Below are 17,621 nucleotides of genomic sequence, written 5' to 3' on the forward strand. Positions count from 1 at the left end.
GTGATCCATGACCGAGGCCGATCAGCAGCCGCTGAGCCTCGACACGGCGGCGGCGCGCACGCTCGCCACCACGACCAAGACGGTCCCGCAGACGCTGGAGGACTCACCGCGCTGGCTGCTGCGGATGCTGCCGTGGGTGGACGTCGCGGCCGGGGTCTACCGGGTGAACCGGCGGCTGACGTACCCGGTCGGCGGAGGCCGGGTGAGCTTCTCCAACACGGGGGCCCGCTTCCGGGTCGTCCCGCCGAGCCTGGCCGAGCTGCCCGCGCTGCACGGCCTGGCCGGCGACCCCGTGCTCGACACCCTGGCCGGGCGCTTCGAGCAGCGCGAGTACGACCGCGGCGACACGATCGTCGCCGCCGGCATTCCGGCGGGTGAGCTGCTGCTCGTCGCGCGCGGCCGGGCGACCCGGCTGCAGTCCGGCGCGTACGGCGACCCCGTCGTCCTCGGCTCGCTGGCCGACGGCGACCACGCCGGGTCGGAGCCCCCGGCCGAGGGCGCGGTGTGGCCGCACACGCTGCGGGCCGGCACCCCGTGCACGGTGCTCGCCCTGCCATGGGCCGAGGTGCGCGCCGTGGCCGAGCAGTCGCCGGCCCTGCGCGCCGCGCTCGACCGCCACCGCGCCGTGGCCTCCCGGCGGCGCAACAAGTACGGCGAGGCGGCGATCGTGACGGCCGCCGGGCACCGGGGCGAGCCGGTGCTGCCCGGCACGTTCGCCGACTACGACCCTGGCCCGCGCGAATACGTGATGAGCGTCTCGCAGACGGTGCTGCGCCTGCACACCCGGGTCAGCGACCTGTTCAACGAACCGATCGACCAGAAGCAGGAGCAGATCAGGCTGACCGTCGCGGCGATCCGCGAGGCCCAGGAGCGCGAGCTCGTCGTCAACCGCGACTTCGGGCTGCTGCACCAGGCCGACCCGCGCCAGCGCGTCCAGACCCGTACGGGGCCGCCCTCCCCCGACGACCTCGACGAGCTGCTCTGCCGCAGGAAGAAGTCGCGGTTCTTCCTGGCCCACCCGCGCGCCATCGCGGCCTTCCACCGCGAGTGCAACGCCCGGGGCGTCTACCCCGACAGCGTCGAGCTGCACGGCTCGCGGCTGACCGCCTGGCGCGGCGTGCCCCTCCTGCCCTGCGACAAGATCCCCATCAGCCGTACGGGCACCAGCTCGATCATCGTCGTGCGCACGGGACAGGACGACCAGGGCGTCGTGGGCCTGCGCCCCGCCGACGTGCGCGACCAGGTCGAGCCGGGGCTGAGCGTGGCGTTCACCGGCATCGACGCGCGAGCCATCGCCTCGTACCAGGTCAGCGCCTACTACTCGGCCGCGGTGCTGGTGCCCGACGCGCTCGGGGTGCTGGAGGGCGTGGAACTGAATGCCCAGGTGAAGGAGTGACGTTGTCCCAGCCGTTCGACCTGCCCGACTTCTACGTGCCGTACCCCGCCCGGCTCAACCAGCATCTCGAGGAGGCGCGCCTGCACTCCAGACGGTGGGCGCGCGACATGGGCATGCTCGAGGGCTCCGGCGTCTGGGAACAGGCCGACCTCGACGCCCACGACTATCCGCTGCTGTGCTCCTACACCCACCCCGACTGCGACGCCGCCGAGCTGTGCCTGATCACCGACTGGTACGTGTGGGTGTTCTTCTTCGACGACCACTTCCTCGAGGTCTTCAAGCGCACCGGCGACCTCGAGGGCGGCAAGGCGTACCTCGAGCGGCTGGCCGCGTTCATGCCGATGGGCGACGGCGTGGCCGTGCCCGAACCGACCAACCCGGTGGAGGCCGGCCTCGCCGACCTGTGGCCGCGTACGGTGCCGGGCATGCCGGCCGACTGGCGGACGCGCTTCGCCGAGAGCACCCGCAACCTGCTCAACGAGTCGCTGTGGGAGCTCGCCAACATCAACCGCGGCCGGGTGTCCAACCCGGTCGAGTACATCGAGATGCGGCGCAAGGTCGGCGGCGCGCCCTGGTCGGCCGGGCTCGTCGAGCACGCCGTGGGCGCCGCCGTGCCCGCCCGCATCGCGGGCACCCGGCCGATGCGGGTGCTGTGCGACTCCTTCGCCGACGCCGTCCACCTGCGCAACGACCTGTTCTCCTACCAGCGGGAGGTCGGCGACGAGGGCGAGCTCAGCAACGGCGTGCTGGTGCTGGAGAAGTTCCTCGGCTGCGGCACCCAGGAGGCCGCCGAGGCGGTCAACGACCTGCTCACCTCGCGGCTCCAGCAGTTCGAGCACACGGTCTTCACCGAGCTTGGGCCGCTGTTCACCGAGTACGCGATCGACCCGATCAGCGCGGCGGGCGTCCTCGCGTACGTCAAGGGGCTGCAGGACTGGCAGTCGGGCGGCCACGAGTGGCACATGCGCTCCAGCCGCTACATGAACAAGGGCGCGCGCACCCACCGGCCGTTCGGCATGTCGCTGGTCAACGTGCTGGGCGCCAAGCGGGTGCGCTCGTTCACGCACGAGCCGTACCGGCGGGTGGGGCCGTCGCAGATCCCCGACCTGTACGTCCCGTACGAGCTGCGGCTGTCGTCCCACCTCGACGGCGCACGGCGCAACCTGACGGTCTGGTGCGCGGAGACGGGCATGCTCGAACCCCCGGGCACCGCGGCGGTGTGGGACGAACGCAAGCTCCTCGACTACGACCTGCCGCTGTGCGCGGCCGGCCTGCACCCCGACGCCACTCCTGAGGAGCTCGACCTGGCCTCGTTCTGGCTGGCCTGGGGCACGTACGGCGACGACTACTTCCCCGTCGTCTTCGGCCGTACGCGCAACCTCGCGGCGGCCAAGGTGATGGTCGAGCGGTTCGGCCACTACATGCCGCTCGACGGCACGCCCGCACCACCGCCGACGAATCCGCTCGAATGCGGGCTGGCCGACGTGTGGGCGCGTACGGCCGGGCCGATGCCGCCTGCCGACCGGCGCAAGCTGCGGGCCGCGGTCGAGGAGATGTGCGAGGGCTGGCTGTGGGAACTGTCCAACGAGATCATCCACCGCGTCCCCGACCCGGTCGACTACCTCGAGATGCGCAGGCTGACGTTCGGCTCCGAGCTGACGATGAGCCTGAGCAGGCTGCGCCACTCCAAGAGCCTCCCGGAGGAGTTCTACGCGAGCGGGCCGATGGTGGCCGCCGTGAACGCGATGATGGACGCCGGCACGCTGCTCAACGACGTCTTCTCCTACCAGAAGGAGATCGAGTTCGAGGGCGAGGTGCACAACTGCGTCCTGGTGGTGCAGAACTTCTTCGACTGCGACTACCCGACGGCCCTCGCGATCGTCGACGACCTGATGGCCGCGCGGGTGCGGCAGTTCGAGCACATCGTCGAGCACGAGCTGCCGCTCGTCTGCGCCGACTTCGGCCTCGGCGACGAGGCGCGACGCGACCTCGACGCGTTCGTGGCCGAGCTGCGCGCCTGGCTGGCGGCGATCCTCAACTGGCACCGCCACTGCAAGCGCTACGACGAGCCGACGCTCCGCCGCCACCACGAGCCGCAACCGTTCCGGCTGGGCGGTCCGACGGGGCTCGGCACGTCGGCGGCGGTGCTGCCCCGGGTGCTCGCGTCTAGGGCGCCGGGTGCGGTTCCGTGGGCTGGTACGACCATCCCATCAGGTGAAGGAGCCGTTGCTGGTACGGCGTGACGTTGTGCAGCCGGATCCACCGCTGCGACGGTTCGAGGGCGGGCATGGCGAGCACGCGCAGGCCCGAGACGTCGATGAAGGTCAGTCTGCTGGTGTCGACGACGACGTGGCGCCCCCTGCGGCAGCTCGCCAGCGCGCCGGCGAGCGCCACGCTGTTGGTGGCGTCGACCTCGCCGGACAACGTGACGGCCGGTATGCCCGGCGTCTCCGTCACCGTGATCGACAGTTGCTCGTCCCGGTAGAGCAGTCGTTCCTGGACGTTCACCCTTTATCGCACCCCCTGACACACGCTCTGGGGGTTGTTGTGGCACTGCCTGCGGCAGGGGACGACCACCGAATTCCGGTGATTAGTCCGAATCCAGGCTACACGAGGTATATGACGCTATGTCTTTTTCGCCGGAATCTGACCCGACCCCTGGAGAACACTGACGAACAGCGCTTTCCCGATAACCCACCCCCACCAAGTCGTACGCCCCCCGTGACGCATTCCCCCCGCCCCCCACGAACGATCTACGCCCCGAGAAGCACACCCAGCCCCATAACCCAGCAAACCACCAACGCCAAGGCACCACCGACCGCCCAACCCACCCCAACAACCACCCACCCACCGCGACGAAAGCTACCGCCCCACCACCAAGCAGACCCAACCCGCCCACCGCCCCCTGCCTGGCCGCCCCCTACCTCTCGCCACCCCGCCACGGCACCCCCGCCACGGTGGCAGGGCCGTCTTAACGACCGCGACCCGGTCGGCGCCCCACCTCGGCGGGACGCTCCAGGTCGCCCACCCCGCCGAACACAACCGGACCCTCACCAGGGCGAGACGCAACCCGCCCACCGCCCCTACCTTGCCGCCGTTGCCTGGCCGCCGTTGCCTGACCGCTCCTGCCTCTCGCCGCCCCCGCCACGGCGCCCCTGCCACGGTGGCCCCCGCCTCTCGCTGTTCCTACCGGTGCCCCTGCCTCGGCGACCGTTACCCGGTCGACGTCCGCCCGACAGGGCCAGCAGGGCTCTCGGCAGCCTCTCTGGGGTCGCGGCCCCCACCTCGGCGGGCTACCCACTCACGGCTCCACCTGGGCGAAGACCTCCGGCGGGCCTTATGTCGCCGGTCCCGACTCGGCGGACGCTACCGCGCCACCCCCACCGCTTGGGGACAGGACCGGTCGGCATCCACCCCGACGAGCTGCGGACCCCTCGACATGCCCGGTCGGGCCGCCACTTCAACCCCCGACGGACTACCCCGCTCGTCGCTCCACCTGGGTGGAGACAACCCACCCGATGCCCGCCTCGACGGCCACCACCACCGTGCCGCCAGCCTTGCCTCGACGGGCATCACCGCGCCCCTCAGCAGGCTCGGTCGAATCGCCGCCCCTCACCTCGACGGAAACCATGGAGTGCCGCCCCACCTGGGCGAACGTCACTCGTTCGGCGCTGCCTGGGCGGGCGGAACCCATCCGTCGCCCCGCCGGGCGGGGACCTGCTCGGCCGGCCGCCAGTAGTCCTGCGCTCATCGCCGCCGGCAGATGGGCCGCCGCCCATCACGGTCGGCCCGTCACGGTCGGCCCGTCACGGTCGGCCCGTCGCGGTTGGTAGGGCCGGTGGCGTCGGCTGTCCGTGCGCGCGCACGGGCGGTTGTTCGCGGTTGAGGGCGCGGCACCGCCTGCGCGCGGCGAGGCGGGCGCGGGGGGCGGCGGCTGATGAGGTCGCCGTGACATCGCTGATGAGCTGCTATTCGTCAGGAAATATCACGACTCGCGGGGCTTTGTCCGGAAACTCATACGCGATAATTTTTCCGCTTATAGCCATATGTGCATCTCAAGCAACCAAAGGGCGTTTTATCGCCATAGAAATGGCGGAATGTACCGGCGAACGACCTTTGACCCCGGCGCCGTCCCAACCGGCCCGGACGACTGACGGAGCGCTGAAGATGCCATGCACCCGCTACTGACCCCGCTGCCGGCGATCGCGCTGGCGATCCTCTTCGCCACGCACACCACCGCCGCGGCGGCCGAGGACAGCTGCCCCGCGGCCGTCGGCTGCCATACGGGCACAGAACCCACCTCGGAATCCGCCACAGAGCCCGACACAGCGTCCGCCCCCTACTCCGACACGGGGTCCGGGGCGCGGCCGGACGCAGGGTCCACCCCGGAGTCCGACACGGGCTCCGCCGCGCAGCCGGACGCAGGGTCTGCCCCGGAGTCCGACACGGGCTCCGCCGCGCAGCCGGACGCAGGGTCTGCCCCGGAGTCCGGCGCAGGGTCCGCTGCAAACCCCGCCGCAGAGCCCGCCACGGAGCCCGCCACGGGATCCGGCGCGGAATCCGACGCAGGCCCCGCCACGGCATCCGCCACAGGGTCGGGCGCTGTGCCCGCGCCGGACGGGGGGTTCGTCCCCGAGACCGCTGCGGGGTCGTCGGCGGGTGCCGTTGTGGCGCGGGCTGCGGTGGAGATGATCGGGGTTCCGTACTCGTGGGGTGGCGGTGGTGTGCGCGGGCCTGGCTTCGGGATCGGCAAGGGAGCGAGGACGTGGGGCTTCGACTGCTCCGGCCTCGCCGAGTACGCCTGGGCGCGGGCAGGGGCCGAGATCGGCACCACCACGCACGAGCAGTGGCGTTCCGGCGTACGCGTCCCGAAGGAGCACGTCCAGCCGGGAGATCTCGTCTTCTACGACAGCAACCCGAAGAGCCGCGGCCCCGAGCACGTGGGGATCGCCCTGGACACCGCCCGGATCGTGCACGCCCCGCACACCGGCGAGGTCGTCCGGATCGAGGCCCTGGAACGACGGACGCTCATGGGCGTGGTCCGTCCCACCGGAAGAGCCACCGACCTCACCCGAGGCTGACCGGCCGAGCCAGCGTGTCACCGGTGTCCCGCAGGTCGGTGCCGGGAAGGATGAAGGGAACGCTGCCGCCCGCCGCAAGGCGGCCGGGCGCCGAAACCGGGGACGCGCAGTCCGCCCACGGTGACGGCCGCGCCTGCGGGCCCGGGTCGTGCCGGTGTGCTCGAGACGCAGGCGTACGGTGACGTGCCCGGTCTCGCGGTCGGAGGGCAGGGCGCGGACAGCGGGGTGTGCGGCGTGGTGAACGGTTCGTTACTTGACAGCATGCTGTCTACCTGACAACAGGCTGTCCACAGATTCCCGTGCGAGGATAGGCGGCATGGCAGAGATCGTCGGCGGAGGACGTCCGGTCAACGACGCGGAGCGGCGTGTGATCGCCTACCTGCGCGACCACGCCCCGGCCGACTGGCTGCTGCTCCACAACATCGAGGTGCCGCGCGGGCACGACGTGTTCGAGGTCGACCTCATCGTGCTGACCGGCCACTCGCTCGTGGTGGTCGACGTCAAGGGCACCCGCGGCCGCATCGAGGTGTCGGGCTCGCGCTGGTTCCCGCCGCGCCGCGAGGCGTTCGGCTCGCCGGTGACGAAGCTGCGCGGCACGGCCAAGGCGCTCAAGGGCCTGCTCGTCTCGAAGGCCACGCAGCTCGAACGCGTCTACGTCGACAGCCTGGTGGTGCTCACCTCCCCCGACGCCGAGCTGGTCGACCAGGTCGGGCGCGACGCGGTCAACGTCACCGACATGCCCCGGCTGATCGACACCCTGAGCGACGTCTCCCGGGTCAGGCGCGGCTGCAGCCCCGAGATCCGGCCGTACATGACGGCGGTTCTCGACGCGCTCAACCAGAGCGTCCGGCGCAGCACCGCGCCGCCCAGGTTCGGCAACTGGGAGGTCGAGGAGCAGCTGGGCGGCGACTCGAAGGTCACCGAATACCGAGCCTTCAACGCCACGCTCCCCGGCAGCGAGACCGTGCTGCTGCGGGTCTACCAGGCCGACCCGCTGGCCGACAACGAGTCGCGCGCGGCCGAGCGTCAGCGCATCGCCAACGCCTACCAGACGCTGGCCCAGATCCCGCCCCACCCGTGCGTGGTGCGCTCGCGCGACTTCTTCGCGATCGACGACGAGAGCCGGTTCGTGCTGGTGCTCGACGACGTCCACGGCCAGGCGCTGCACCTGTCGCTGGGTCAGGGCGCCCGGCTGGGCGTCATCCAGGACCTCCTGCGCGGGCTCGCGCACGCGCACGCCAACGGCGTCATCCACCGGGCGCTGACCCCCGCCGCGGTGCTCGTCACCGACGACGGGCACGCGGTGCTGACCGGCTTCGACTACGCCAAGCCGGGGCCGCGCAACTACACGCTGGTCCACGAGCTGGGCAACGTGCTCGACGCCCACTACGTCGCCCCCGAGTGTCACGAGCGGCCCGACCAGATGAGCACCGCCTCCGACGTGTACGCGGCCGGCGTGATCGCCTACCAGCTCCTCACGGGCCACCTGCCGACCAGCTCCGACGCCCAGGGCCCCGACGTGCCCGAGATCGTCCGCCGGATGCTCGACCACTCCCCGGGCAAGCGGCCGGGCGCGGCCGAGGCGCTTGAGGCGCTGGAGGGCATCCCCGCGCAGGAGTCGCGGCTGATGCGTCTCGTCCGCCGCATCGTCTCCAAGCCCTGACGGACGTCCGTGGCCCGGCAGTCAGGTTGACCGTATATGGTCGGCAACGCACCCGAAAAACGTCCGGATGACCTGGAGAGATCTCACGAAGAGCAGCAGCAGGCGATGAAGGCGACGAGGACACACGTTGTCGAGGAGTTCGACGGCACCGCTGCCGCCGTCGGCGACGCCCGCGCGTGGGCGGTGTCGCGTCTTCCCGCCGGCTGCTCCCGGGCCGACGACGTCGCCGTCGTCGTGAGCGAGCTCGCCACCAACGCCGTGCTGCACTCCGCGAGCGGGCATCGGTGCGCCACCTTCCGTGTACGCCTCGACCTCGCCCCCGGCGAGGTGACGATCTCCGTGACCGACCGCGGCGCGGCGGCCGCCTCGGCGCCGCGGCTGACCGACGAGGGCGGCTGGGGCCTGCTGATCGTACGGAATCTCGCCGACTCCTACGAGGAGACCGTCGAACCGACCGTTCGTACGGCCGCGTGCCGCATCGTGTGGAGCACTAGACCGGGTTGATCGTGTCGAGGACGTCGATCACGTACAGCGCCGGGCTCTCTCCCGCGACCGCCACGGCCACGGCCACGCGGCACCCCACCCGCTGCCCCGTGAGGGCGTCGAGCCAGGCCGCGGGCACCGCGCCTTCCTTCAGTGTGAACGCGCTGGGCCCGCCGCGCCTGTAGGAGGAGTCGACGACGGTCCTGCCGGGCCACGACGCGGCCACGTACTGGACGATCACCTTCGAGCCAGGGGCGATCGTCCGGCCCGAGCCGTCGATGAGGATGCGCCCCGGCTCCCCCGGCGCGAGGTCGGACGGGACGACCGGCAGGGTGCGCCCGACGAGCCGGGCGTCCGCCGGGTAGCCGCCGAGGATGTCGAAGACGACCACGAGCGTGTCGGCACGCGTGACGCCGGTGCGCGGCACGTCCGGCCCGAGCGCCTCGGCGGCCGGGCTGACGAGCAGGACCCGGCTGCCCGCCGGACGGCCGATGAGCGACCGCCGCCAGGTCTCCGGCACCTGCCTGCCGTCGAGGACCACGGTGGCGGGCCGGCTGTCGTACGTGCTCATGTACGGCTCGTTGCCGGCCCAGCGGCGGACGTCGACGTCGGCGAGCACCACGTCTCCCGCGGCCGTGGGCCGCCCGCCGCCGACCGACAGCACGGTGATGCGCGGCGTACGTCCGGGAGCGCCGCTGGGGATGGTGACCTTCGGCCTGCTGCCGAAGGCGCCGATGACGACGGGTTGCGTGCCGCCCTGCGGCACGCCGCACGAGGCGGCGAGCATGAGGAGGGCGGGCCAGTACAGACGCACGATTGACCTCCTGATCCGTTTCTGTTGCCTGGGTCGGTGCAAGGGAAGCCGCGTCCGGCGCCATCACCCGGCAAACTGTCTCCGTGAGCAAGCCGAACCTGGCGCGCCGGGTCGCCGAGGCGGCCGAGATCGCGCTGACCGCCCGCAAGTACGTGACGTTCATCGACGTGGTCACGGGGCTGCGCTGGCTGCACTCGCGGCACGTCGACACCTGGCGGCAGGGCCGGGTGACCACGCTGGCCGAGCTGGCCGCCGTCGACGAGGACCGCCTGCTCACCACGGCGCAGCTGCTGCGCGAGTGGGCCGTGGCCAAGGGCCTCAAGCCGATGGAGACGCCGTACGTCGCGGGCACCCGCGACAGGAAGGAGCTGCGTTTCACCTCCGGGCCCGCGCAGGAGCCGTTCCGGGTGCACTGGCTCTCGCCCGATCTCGGCGAGGCACGGGTCCGCCGGCTGGCCGAGGCGCAGAGCAAGGCGCCCGACCTGGTGGCGGTGGCCTCGCTCGACGCCTGGACGTGCGCCTCCTGCGCCGACACCGGCCCCTACCTGATCATGGAGGACGACCGGCCGCACTGCCTGACCTGCGCCGATCTCGACCATCTGGTGTTCCTGCCGTCCGGGAACGCGGCACTGAGCCGCCGGGCCAAGCAGGAGAGCGGGCTGTCGGCGGTGGTCGTGCGGTTCAACCGGCGGCGCAAGGTCTACCAGCGGGTCGGCGTCCTGGTAGAGGAGGCGGCTCTCGCAGCCGCCGAGGAGCGCTGTCTCGCCGACGAGGAGGCGCGGCTGCGCCGCCGTGAGCGCGACCGGGTCCGCAGGGAGGAGCAGGACGTCGAGTTCCAGGGCCGGATGGCCGCCGAGATCGCGCGGCTCTTCCCCGGCTGCCCGCCGGAGCGGGCACTGGAGATCGCCGGGCACGCCGCCCAGCGCGGCAGCGGCCGGGTGGGCCGTACGGCGGCGGCGAAGGCGCTCGACGAGAACGCCATCACCCTCGCCGTCGTCGCCTCGGTCCGCCACCTCGACACCGACTACGACCGCCTGCTCATGGCCGGTGTGCCCCGGGCGGAGGCCCGCGACCGCATCAGGCAGGCCATCGACGACAAACTCACCGAGTTCCGGACACCGCCCCGTTGATGTCGAAAGCATGAGCGGCTGGCAGGACGTACGTGAGCAGATGCGCGCGTTCGCGCACGGGCACGCGCTCAGCGTCGCGGGCGCCGCGCCCAGCCGCTACGGCCTGGGCAGGTCGGGCTGGGTCACGGTGCCGTTCGAGACGGAGCTGCCCGAGCTCGGCGTCCTGCTCGACCGGGTCGAGGAGAGCTACCGGACGATCGCCCGGAAACGAGCGATCGCCCGGCTCGACGAGGTCAGGTGACGGCGAGGCGCCGGGCGTACTTCTCGTCGCGCCAGAGCTCCTTGCCGAGCACCTCCAGCACCGTGGCGGCGGCGTCGTGGACGTCGGTGTAGCTGGTGTAGAGCGGCGCGAAGCCGAACCTGAGGATGTCGGGCGCGCGGAAGTCGCCGTGCACGCCGTGGTCGATGAGCGCCCGCATCACGGGGTAGCCGTCGGGGTGGCGGTAGCTCACCTGGCTGCCCCGCGCCTCGGGGTCGGCGGGCGAGACGAGTTCGAGCGCGTCGCCGACCAGCTCGACGAACAGCGACGTCAGGGCCTTGCTCTTGGCCCTGACCTGCGCCATGGGCACGCGTTCCCAGATGTCGAGCGCCGCGTCAAGGGCGGCGAACGACACCACGTGCGGCGTGCTCACCGCGAACCGCCTGATGCCCTCGGCCGGGCGGAAATCGGTCTCGAACGCGAACGGCTCGGCGTGGCCGAACCAGCCGGACAGCACGTTCTCGGCGGTCTCGTGGTGGCGCGGGTTGACGTAGAGGTACGCGGGCGCGCCCGGCCCGGCGTTCAGGTACTTGTACGTGCAGCCGACCGCGAAGTCGGCCGCCGAGACGTCCACCTCCATGACGCCGGCGCTGTGGCACAGGTCCCAGATGATGAGCGCGCCGGCCGCGTGCGCCTCGGCGGTGACGGCCGCGACGTCCTGCCTGGCGCCCGTACGGTAGTCGACCTCCGACAGCAGCACCACGGCGGCGTCGTCGAAACGGCGTTCGGCGAGGTCGCGCACCTCGTACTCGCCGAGCAGCCCGGCGAGACCCTGGACGATGTAGTGGTCGGTGGGGAAGTTGTCGGCGTCGGAGACGATCACGCGGCGGTCGGGGCGCAGCTTCAGCGCCGCCGCGAGCGCCTGGAAGATGGCGATCGAGGTGGTGTTGCCCGCCACGACCTGGCCGGGGCCCACGCCGATCAGCGGGGCGATCCGGTCGCCGACGGTCAGCGGCTGCGCGTACCAGCCGGAGGCGTTCCAGCCGCCGACGAGTTTCTTGCCCCATTCGTCCTCGACGGTGCGCCTCACCCGTTCCGCGGTACGCCGTGGCAGCGCGCCCAGCGAGTTGCCGACCAGGTAGACGACGCCTTCGGGCAGTACGAACTCGTCCCTGAAGGCCCGCAGCGGGTCGGCGGCGTCGAGGGCGAGGCAGTGGTCGCGATCTGGCACCTGAGCTACTCCCGTGGCTTTGTCCCTTTTAACCCCATTGTCCCGCGCCGGGTCACGCGGCGAACACCGCCCGTACCGTGCCGAGCCCCTCGACGCGCGCCTCGAACACCTCGCCAGGCCCGACCGGCACGACGGGCCCGAGCGCCCCGGTCAGCACCACGTCGCCGGCCCGCAGCGGACGGTCGGTACGCCCCAGCCTGGTGGCCAGCCAGACGGCGGCGTTCAGCGGGTTGCCCAGGCACGCCTCGCCCGACCCGGCCGAGACCCGCTCGCCGTCGCGCGTCATCGTCATCGTCGCGGCCCGCAGGTCGAGCCCGGAGAGCGGCATCGGCGTGCCGCCCAGCACGAACGCCCCGGCGGAGGCGTTGTCGGCGACCGTGTCGGCCAGGGTGATGTCCCAGTCGGCGACGCGCGAGTCGGCGATCTCGATGGCGGGCAGGGCGAACTCCACGGCCCTGACCATGTCGGCCATGGTGAAGGGGCCGCCCACCAGGTCGCGGCCGAGAACCAGGGCGACCTCGGCCTCGGCGCGCGGCTGCAGGAACCCCTCGATCGGGATGGGCAGCCCGTCGCCGTGGCACATGTCGGCGAACAGCATGCCGTGGTCGGGCTGGTCGACGCCCATCTGCCGCTGGATCAGCGGGTTCGTCATGCCGATCTTCCGGCCGACCGGTCTCCTGCCCGCGTCGAGCGCGCGTCTCGTGGAGATCTCCTGTACGGCGTACGCGTCGGCCTCGGTGCCGACCAGGTCCCTGACCGGCGCGCACGGCTTGCCAGAACGCACCGCCTCGGCGAGCCGGTCGGCGGCCTGCGCGTGTACGTCCACCGCCTGGGACCATTCGTCCTGCATCAGCGTGCTCCCGTCTCGTGGCGTCCGAGCGTCCCGTCCCCCAGCTTCCCACCACGACCGAACTCCGGCCACCCGGGAGGAAACGGTCACGCGCTGGAGACCTGTCCTGGTGGACAGCTTCCGGTATCCCTTGATCATCGGGATCATGGCTCGATGGCGGACACATGGGAATTGTGGGGAAATGTCATTATTGCTGGTACTTTTGCCGCCCTCCTGGCGGTGCCGGCGATCATGGCGCTCTCCCGCCGCCGCGCCCGCGCCGGGCACGCCGCACCCCTGCGCACGGCTCTCGCCGACGTCGGCATCGCGGTCGGCACCGCCCCGTGGGCCTGGATGATCCTGACCCCTTCCGGCGGCCCGTCGGACGTCGGGCTCGTCCCTTCCGGCGACCTCGCCGACCTCGTGGGAGCGCCGTGGGAGACGGTGTTCGTGCAGGTCGGAGGCAATCTGCTGGTCTTCGCCGCGCTGGGCGCACTGCTTCCCTTACGCAGCCGCGCGATGTCCTCGACGGCCCGCGTCGCGGCCGTCGCCGCCGCGTGCTCGATCACCGCGGAGGCCCTGCAGTACGTGCTCGACCTGGGCCGGGTCTCGTCCGTGGACGACGTCCTGCTCAACACGGCGGGCGCCGCGATCTTCTCCTTGGTCACGCGCCGCTGGTGGGCGGGCCGCGATCCGGGCGTGACCGCTTCACGGTAACGGCCGGCTGAAACCCTCCGTGGTTCATCACACAGGCACGATCCGCTCAAAAGAAGCTCGCGACCAACCTCTGTATCTGTGCGATCGTGGACAAGACGGGGCAAGTTCTCTGGAGACGCCACTACCCGGTTGGTGACAGAGGGTGATCAAAGTTGTCTGAATCCCCGGTAACCCATGAGTCCCCCATCTATCGACGCATCGCCGACGGCCTCCGCGCCCGGATCCTGTCCGGCGAACTGCGCGACGGGGACCGACTGCCGGGCGAGAACGCACTGATGGCCGAACACGCGATCGCGCGAGCCACCGCCAGACAGGCGCTTGCCGTGCTCGTCAACGAAGGCCTGGCGGTGCCCAGACGAGGCTCGGGGGTTTACGTGCGGCTGTTCAAACCGATTCGCAGACACGGCTCACGCCGCCTGTCACGGGAGCAATGGGGACAAGGAAGATCCATCTGGGACGCCGACACCCGCGGGCGTGCGTACACCGTGGACCGGGTGGAGGTGACGCGGGAGCGGGCCGGCGAGGACGTGGCGGCGGTCCTGGAGAGCGCCGAGGTATGGGTGCGTCGCCGCCGCTACTGCATCGACGGGCGACCTGTCCAGCTGGCCACCTCTTACTTCCCCGCCCATCTGGTCGAGGGCAGCGCCATCACCCTGCCGGAGACCGGCCCCGGCGGCGTCTACGCGCGGCTCGGCGACCTCGGCACCCCGCCGGCCCACTTCACCGAGGAGGTACGCGCCCGCATGCCGCAACCGCGGGAGGGCGTGCTGCTCGACCTGCCCGGCGGCACCCCGGTGATCGCGGTCTCGCGGACCGCGTACACGGCCGGAGGGGTGCCGGTCGAGCTCAACGAGATGATCATGGACTCGGCGGCATACGTACTCCAGTACGACTTCGACGCGTAGGTCAAGCGGGTAGGTTGACCTACCCGTCACGATCACTTGAATTCTCTAGAGAGGTGCCGCATCTTCGAAGAGGAAGACGGAAACCTCGCTTGGGGGTCGGCCGGGAAGGATGGCAAAGATGTCCTTTGATCGGCATCTTGCCGAGATCGCCCGCGACTACCCCCAGTGGACCATCTGGCGGAGCGACGCCGGCCGCTGGTGGGCCACCAGACACCATCCGCTCAGCGCGGCGCAGCGCGGTGCCGGATGCGCGATGACCATTGACGCGGACGACGCGGAGGGACTGCGCGACCTCCTCCAGGACCAGGAGAGGCGGACCGGCACGCGGCCCCCGCGGCGATCCGGCCCCGCACCTCCGTGAGCCGTGGTCTTGGAACGTTCTGCGACCGGCGTACACGAGCAGCCCGGTGCCTGGTCCAGCGTTTCGGGCGGCCCCGGCACCGGGCCCCCAATGCAGGAGGGGCCACGAACGCGGAAGCCCCCGACCCGATCGGGGGCGGGGGCTTCCGCCCGTGGCGCTCCTAGTTGCGCGCCTCCGACAGCCGGATGTGCACGTCGGTGTCGTCCGAGACGGCCTGCGGGCGCTGCTCCTCGCCCTGCTCGTCCTCCTCGACGATCACCCGTACGTCGTCCTGCGGCCCGCCCTGCTCGGCCGGCTCCTCGACCGGCTGCTCCTGGGGGGCTTCCTGCTGTGCCTGCTGGGGGGCCTGCTGGGGGGCCTGCTGCGGGGGCACCTGGCGCGCCGGGGCGGGGGGCGGCGTGACGGCGTCGGGCACCAGCTGGCCCGCGGCGGCCTCGGCGTGCATGAGGTCGCCGAGCACCGAGCCGATCTCCGACAGCCGCCGCACGACCTCGGTGTGCGTGTTCGTCAGGTACTCGACCCGCCGCCCTGCCTGCTCGTCCAGCACCGCGGTGCGCTGCTGCGCCGCGGCCAGCATCTGCTCGGCCTCGGCACGGGCGGCCGTGACCGTCTGCTCGGCCTCGGCCTGGGCGGTCGTGACGAGCTGCTCGGCCTCCGCACGGGCCGACGTCACCGTGTGCTCGGCCTCCGCACGGGCGGACGTCACCGTGTGCTCGGCCTCGGCACGGGAGTCGCGCCGTACCTCTTCCGCCTCGGCGCGGGCGGCGGTGCGCTGCTCCTCGGCGTCGGCGCCGGCCTGGGCGAGCATGCGCTCGGCCGCCTGCGTCGCCTCGCCCACCCGCCGCTCGGCCTCGGCCTGGGCGGACGTGAGGATCTTGTCGGCCGTCTCCCGCGAGGACGTGAGCACGTGCTCGGCCTCGGCGTGGGCGGCCTCCCGCACGGCGGCGGCCTCGGCCTCGGCGTCCTCTCGCTTGGCCTGGGCCTCCTCCTCGCCGAGCCGCAGGATCTGCGCGAGCCTCGGGCTGAGGTCCTCGTAACTCTGCGGGGTCTCGACCATGCGCCGTCTGGCCTCCGCCAGCTCGAGCCGGCCCTGCTCGGCCTGGTCGATCGCCCGCGCCAGCCGCTCCTCCAGATCCCGGATCTGGTTGCGGGTACGGATCATGTAGTCGTGCACCTGGCGGCGGTTGTAGCCGCGCATCACGACCTCGAAGGTGTCCTCTTGCATCAGATCGGGGAAGTTCTCGTGCTGGTTCGTCATGGGGGTTACCTAAGCGTTTGCGTGAGGCGGGGGAAAACTGCAGGTTGTGAGGGTCTGCCGACGAGACGTCAGGAAACGACTTTCCTGCCATCTGCCCACGTCCGCAACCCGAACGCCATACCCCGAGCTGGAATTACGATGTGTCGAATGTACATAGCAGCGCTGGACAACGGGGCGGTACCGGACATTCACCCTGAGGCGTACATCGCGCCCGGGGCCGTGGTGGTCGGCAGCGTCCGCATCGGGCGCGCGTCCAGCATCTGGTACGGCTCCGTGCTCCGCGCCGACGACGAGCGGATCGAGATCGGCGAGGAGTGCAACGTCCAGGACCTGTCGTGCCTGCACTCCGACCCCGGCGAGCCCGCGATCCTCGAAGACCGCGTCAGCCTGGGCCACAAGGCGATGGTGCACGGCGCCCACGTCGAGTCGGGCGCCCTGATCGGCATCGGCGCGATCGTCCTCGGCGGCGCCCGCGTGGGGGCGGGCACACTGGTCGCGGCCGGGGCGCTCGTGCCGCCCGGCAAGCGGATCCCGGCGGGCGTCCTGGTGGCCGGCGTGCCCGGCAAGATCGTACGCGAGCTCACCGACGCCGACCGCGACTCCTTCGCCCGCACCCCCGGCAACTACGTGGCCAAGGCGCTCAGGCACCGGCGGGCGTCATCGCTTTGACGAGCACCTGGTCCGACACCGAGGCGTCGTTCAGCGGATCGGCGTAGTCGGGAAGCTCGGGCCGCAGGAAGCGGACGTAGTCGACGGCGAGCTTCAGGTCGGGCGTGCCCTTGACCTGCTGGGCGTTGCCCTTGCCGGCGTCGTTCTTCAGCTCTCCGTAGCTGTCCCAGTCGGTGTAGGCGGTGACGCCCCACTGCAGCACGTCGGGAAGGGTGGACGCCCAGCGCCGCGCCACCTTCCACTGCCCCCCCTCCTCCTTGTACAGCGCGACGAACGCCCGGCCCACCCGGCCCAGCACCAGCTCGACCCAGCCGTCCTTGACGGCCAGTTCCGCCGGTTGCGAGCTGCCGTCCTGGGTGTACTTCACCTCGACCCGGCCGGGCTCCTCGCCCGTGCCGACGGTGACCGACACCCAGTTGGGGGTGGCGTACGAACCCGGCCGGCGGGCCATCAGGCCGCCCAGGGAGAACTTGCGCTTGGGCCTGCCCCCCGCCCGGCCGGTGACCTTGACGCGGGCGTGCATGACGATGTCGCCGGCGAGGTCCTGGTAGACGAACGGCCCGCGGAAGGCGTCGAACCAGGTCGAGGTGCGCGGCTCCAGGTACATCGCGCCCTTGGCCGTCGTGTTCACGTCGAGCTTGGCGATGCGGTCGACGTCCTTCTCGGTGTCGCTGAGCTTGGTCCACATCGACAGGTCGGCTGCGTCGTCGAACTCGGCGGACGCGCCCCCCACCTCGCCGCCCGGGGTGGGCGGCTCGGCGTTCTGCATGGTGAGCACGCCGGGGCCGGTGAGGGCCGGCTGCTCCGGCGTCGCCGTACCGCATCCGGCGAGCATGCACACGACTGCCAACGGTCCCGCGAGCTTCGCCTTCATGGCTGACATTC

General features: G+C 71.6%; 17 protein-coding genes. 11 read left to right on the forward strand and 6 right to left on the reverse strand.

Going from position 1 to position 17,621, the window contains the following annotated elements; translation table 11 throughout:
• Positions 1-7 precede the first annotated feature (7 nt).
• Positions 8-1,396, forward strand: coding sequence for a family 2B encapsulin nanocompartment shell protein (locus BLR04_RS18455; protein ID WP_090766415.1), 1,389 nt, complete (start codon positions 8-10; stop codon positions 1,394-1,396).
• A gap of 2 nt (positions 1,397-1,398) precedes the next feature.
• Complete coding sequence (locus BLR04_RS40720) at positions 1,399-3,639, forward strand: terpene synthase family protein (RefSeq protein WP_245740325.1); 2,241 nt, start codon at positions 1,399-1,401, stop codon at positions 3,637-3,639.
• Here the strand turns inward: BLR04_RS40720 and BLR04_RS18465 are convergent.
• Complete coding sequence (locus BLR04_RS18465; RefSeq protein ID WP_090766418.1) at positions 3,563-3,904, reverse strand: STAS domain-containing protein; 342 nt, start codon at positions 3,902-3,904, stop codon at positions 3,563-3,565. The two genes, BLR04_RS40720 and BLR04_RS18465, sit on opposite strands and share 77 nt — an antisense overlap.
• A gap of 2,159 nt (positions 3,905-6,063) precedes the next feature.
• Between BLR04_RS18465 and BLR04_RS40725 the strand changes: the two genes are divergently transcribed.
• From BLR04_RS40725 to BLR04_RS18485, 3 genes are all read left to right on the forward strand, one after another.
• Positions 6,064-6,477, forward strand: a complete 414-nt coding sequence (locus BLR04_RS40725; protein WP_176903156.1) for a C40 family peptidase — start codon at positions 6,064-6,066, stop codon at positions 6,475-6,477.
• Positions 6,478-6,793: 316 nt separating this feature from the next.
• A complete protein-coding gene (gene mads6, locus BLR04_RS18480; RefSeq protein ID WP_090766428.1) occupies positions 6,794-8,140 on the forward strand; it encodes a methylation-associated defense system protein kinase MAD6 in 1,347 nt (448 codons plus the stop codon).
• Positions 8,141-8,245: 105 nt separating this feature from the next.
• Complete coding sequence (locus BLR04_RS18485) at positions 8,246-8,644, forward strand: ATP-binding protein (protein WP_176903157.1); 399 nt, start codon at positions 8,246-8,248, stop codon at positions 8,642-8,644.
• On the opposite strand, the gene BLR04_RS18490 is transcribed toward BLR04_RS18485, so the two are convergent.
• Entirely contained in the window at positions 8,631-9,437 is an 807-nt protein-coding gene (locus BLR04_RS18490; protein WP_090766435.1) for an FKBP-type peptidyl-prolyl cis-trans isomerase, read from the reverse strand. The two genes, BLR04_RS18485 and BLR04_RS18490, sit on opposite strands and share 14 nt — an antisense overlap.
• 83 nt (positions 9,438-9,520) lie before the next feature.
• Between BLR04_RS18490 and BLR04_RS18495 the strand changes: the two genes are divergently transcribed.
• Together BLR04_RS18495 and BLR04_RS18500 are read left to right on the forward strand one after the other, a co-directional pair.
• Positions 9,521-10,567: a DUF2293 domain-containing protein gene (locus tag BLR04_RS18495; RefSeq protein ID WP_090766438.1), complete on the forward strand. Its 1,047-nt coding sequence runs from the start codon at positions 9,521-9,523 to the stop codon at positions 10,565-10,567.
• Between the two features lie 10 nt (positions 10,568-10,577).
• Entirely contained in the window at positions 10,578-10,808 is a 231-nt protein-coding gene (locus BLR04_RS18500; RefSeq protein WP_090766441.1) for a hypothetical protein, read from the forward strand.
• On the opposite strand, the gene kynU is transcribed toward BLR04_RS18500, so the two are convergent.
• Both kynU and BLR04_RS18510 read right to left on the reverse strand, forming a co-directional pair.
• On the reverse strand, positions 10,801-11,997 hold the full coding sequence (kynU, locus tag BLR04_RS18505; RefSeq protein WP_090766444.1) for a kynureninase: 1,197 nt from the start codon (positions 11,995-11,997) through the stop codon (positions 10,801-10,803). The genes BLR04_RS18500 and kynU overlap by 8 nt on opposite strands.
• Before the next feature lie 52 nt (positions 11,998-12,049).
• The gene (locus BLR04_RS18510) at positions 12,050-12,847 is read right to left on the reverse strand and encodes a 2-keto-4-pentenoate hydratase (protein WP_090766447.1); all 798 of its coding nucleotides are present in this window, start codon (positions 12,845-12,847) and stop codon (positions 12,050-12,052) included.
• Positions 12,848-13,000: 153 nt separating this feature from the next.
• On the opposite strand from BLR04_RS18510, the gene BLR04_RS18515 reads away from it, so the two are divergent.
• From BLR04_RS18515 to BLR04_RS18525, 3 genes are all read left to right on the forward strand, one after another.
• The gene (locus tag BLR04_RS18515) at positions 13,001-13,543 is read left to right on the forward strand and encodes a VanZ family protein (RefSeq protein WP_090766451.1); all 543 of its coding nucleotides are present in this window, start codon (positions 13,001-13,003) and stop codon (positions 13,541-13,543) included.
• Positions 13,544-13,695: 152 nt separating this feature from the next.
• Positions 13,696-14,448, forward strand: a complete 753-nt coding sequence (locus tag BLR04_RS18520) for a GntR family transcriptional regulator (RefSeq protein ID WP_090766454.1) — start codon at positions 13,696-13,698, stop codon at positions 14,446-14,448.
• A gap of 118 nt (positions 14,449-14,566) precedes the next feature.
• Positions 14,567-14,809, forward strand: a complete 243-nt coding sequence (locus tag BLR04_RS18525; RefSeq protein ID WP_090766708.1) for a hypothetical protein — start codon at positions 14,567-14,569, stop codon at positions 14,807-14,809.
• Between the two features lie 160 nt (positions 14,810-14,969).
• Here BLR04_RS18525 and BLR04_RS40730 read toward each other — a convergent pair whose 3' ends face one another.
• Positions 14,970-16,067: a hypothetical protein gene (locus tag BLR04_RS40730; protein ID WP_090766457.1), complete on the reverse strand. Its 1,098-nt coding sequence runs from the start codon at positions 16,065-16,067 to the stop codon at positions 14,970-14,972.
• A 147-nt stretch (positions 16,068-16,214) separates the two neighbouring features.
• Here BLR04_RS40730 and BLR04_RS18535 point away from each other — a divergent pair, with 147 nt between their 5' ends.
• The gene (locus BLR04_RS18535) at positions 16,215-16,736 is read left to right on the forward strand and encodes a gamma carbonic anhydrase family protein (RefSeq protein ID WP_090766459.1); all 522 of its coding nucleotides are present in this window, start codon (positions 16,215-16,217) and stop codon (positions 16,734-16,736) included.
• On the opposite strand, the gene BLR04_RS18540 is transcribed toward BLR04_RS18535, so the two are convergent.
• Positions 16,708-17,610, reverse strand: coding sequence for a DUF1349 domain-containing protein (locus BLR04_RS18540; protein ID WP_176903159.1), 903 nt, complete (start codon positions 17,608-17,610; stop codon positions 16,708-16,710). The genes BLR04_RS18535 and BLR04_RS18540 overlap by 29 nt on opposite strands.
• Positions 17,611-17,621: the final 11 nt, after the last annotated feature.

Source organism: Nonomuraea maritima (genome assembly GCF_900100395.1).
Classification (GTDB): Bacteria; Actinomycetota; Actinomycetes; order Streptosporangiales; family Streptosporangiaceae; genus Nonomuraea; species Nonomuraea maritima.

What these genes read in the sequence shown, in the direction of transcription:
- BLR04_RS18455 (WP_090766415.1), top strand. Translation starts at nt 8, where the DNA reads ATGACCGAGGCCGATCAGCAGCCGCTGAGCCTCGACACGGCGGCGGCG.
- mads6 (WP_090766428.1), top strand. Translation starts at nt 6,794, where the DNA reads ATGGCAGAGATCGTCGGCGGAGGACGTCCGGTCAACGACGCGGAGCGG.
- BLR04_RS18485 (WP_176903157.1), top strand. Translation starts at nt 8,246, where the DNA reads ATGAAGGCGACGAGGACACACGTTGTCGAGGAGTTCGACGGCACCGCT.
- BLR04_RS18500 (WP_090766441.1), top strand. Translation starts at nt 10,578, where the DNA reads ATGAGCGGCTGGCAGGACGTACGTGAGCAGATGCGCGCGTTCGCGCAC.
- BLR04_RS18510 (WP_090766447.1), bottom strand. Translation starts at nt 12,847, where the DNA reads ATGCAGGACGAATGGTCCCAGGCGGTGGACGTACACGCGCAGGCCGCC.
- BLR04_RS18515 (WP_090766451.1), top strand. Translation starts at nt 13,001, where the DNA reads ATGGCGGACACATGGGAATTGTGGGGAAATGTCATTATTGCTGGTACT.
- BLR04_RS18525 (WP_090766708.1), top strand. Translation starts at nt 14,567, where the DNA reads ATGTCCTTTGATCGGCATCTTGCCGAGATCGCCCGCGACTACCCCCAG.
- BLR04_RS40730 (WP_090766457.1), bottom strand. Translation starts at nt 16,067, where the DNA reads ATGACGAACCAGCACGAGAACTTCCCCGATCTGATGCAAGAGGACACC.
- BLR04_RS18535 (WP_090766459.1), top strand. Translation starts at nt 16,215, where the DNA reads ATGTACATAGCAGCGCTGGACAACGGGGCGGTACCGGACATTCACCCT.
- BLR04_RS18540 (WP_176903159.1), bottom strand. Translation starts at nt 17,610, where the DNA reads ATGAAGGCGAAGCTCGCGGGACCGTTGGCAGTCGTGTGCATGCTCGCC.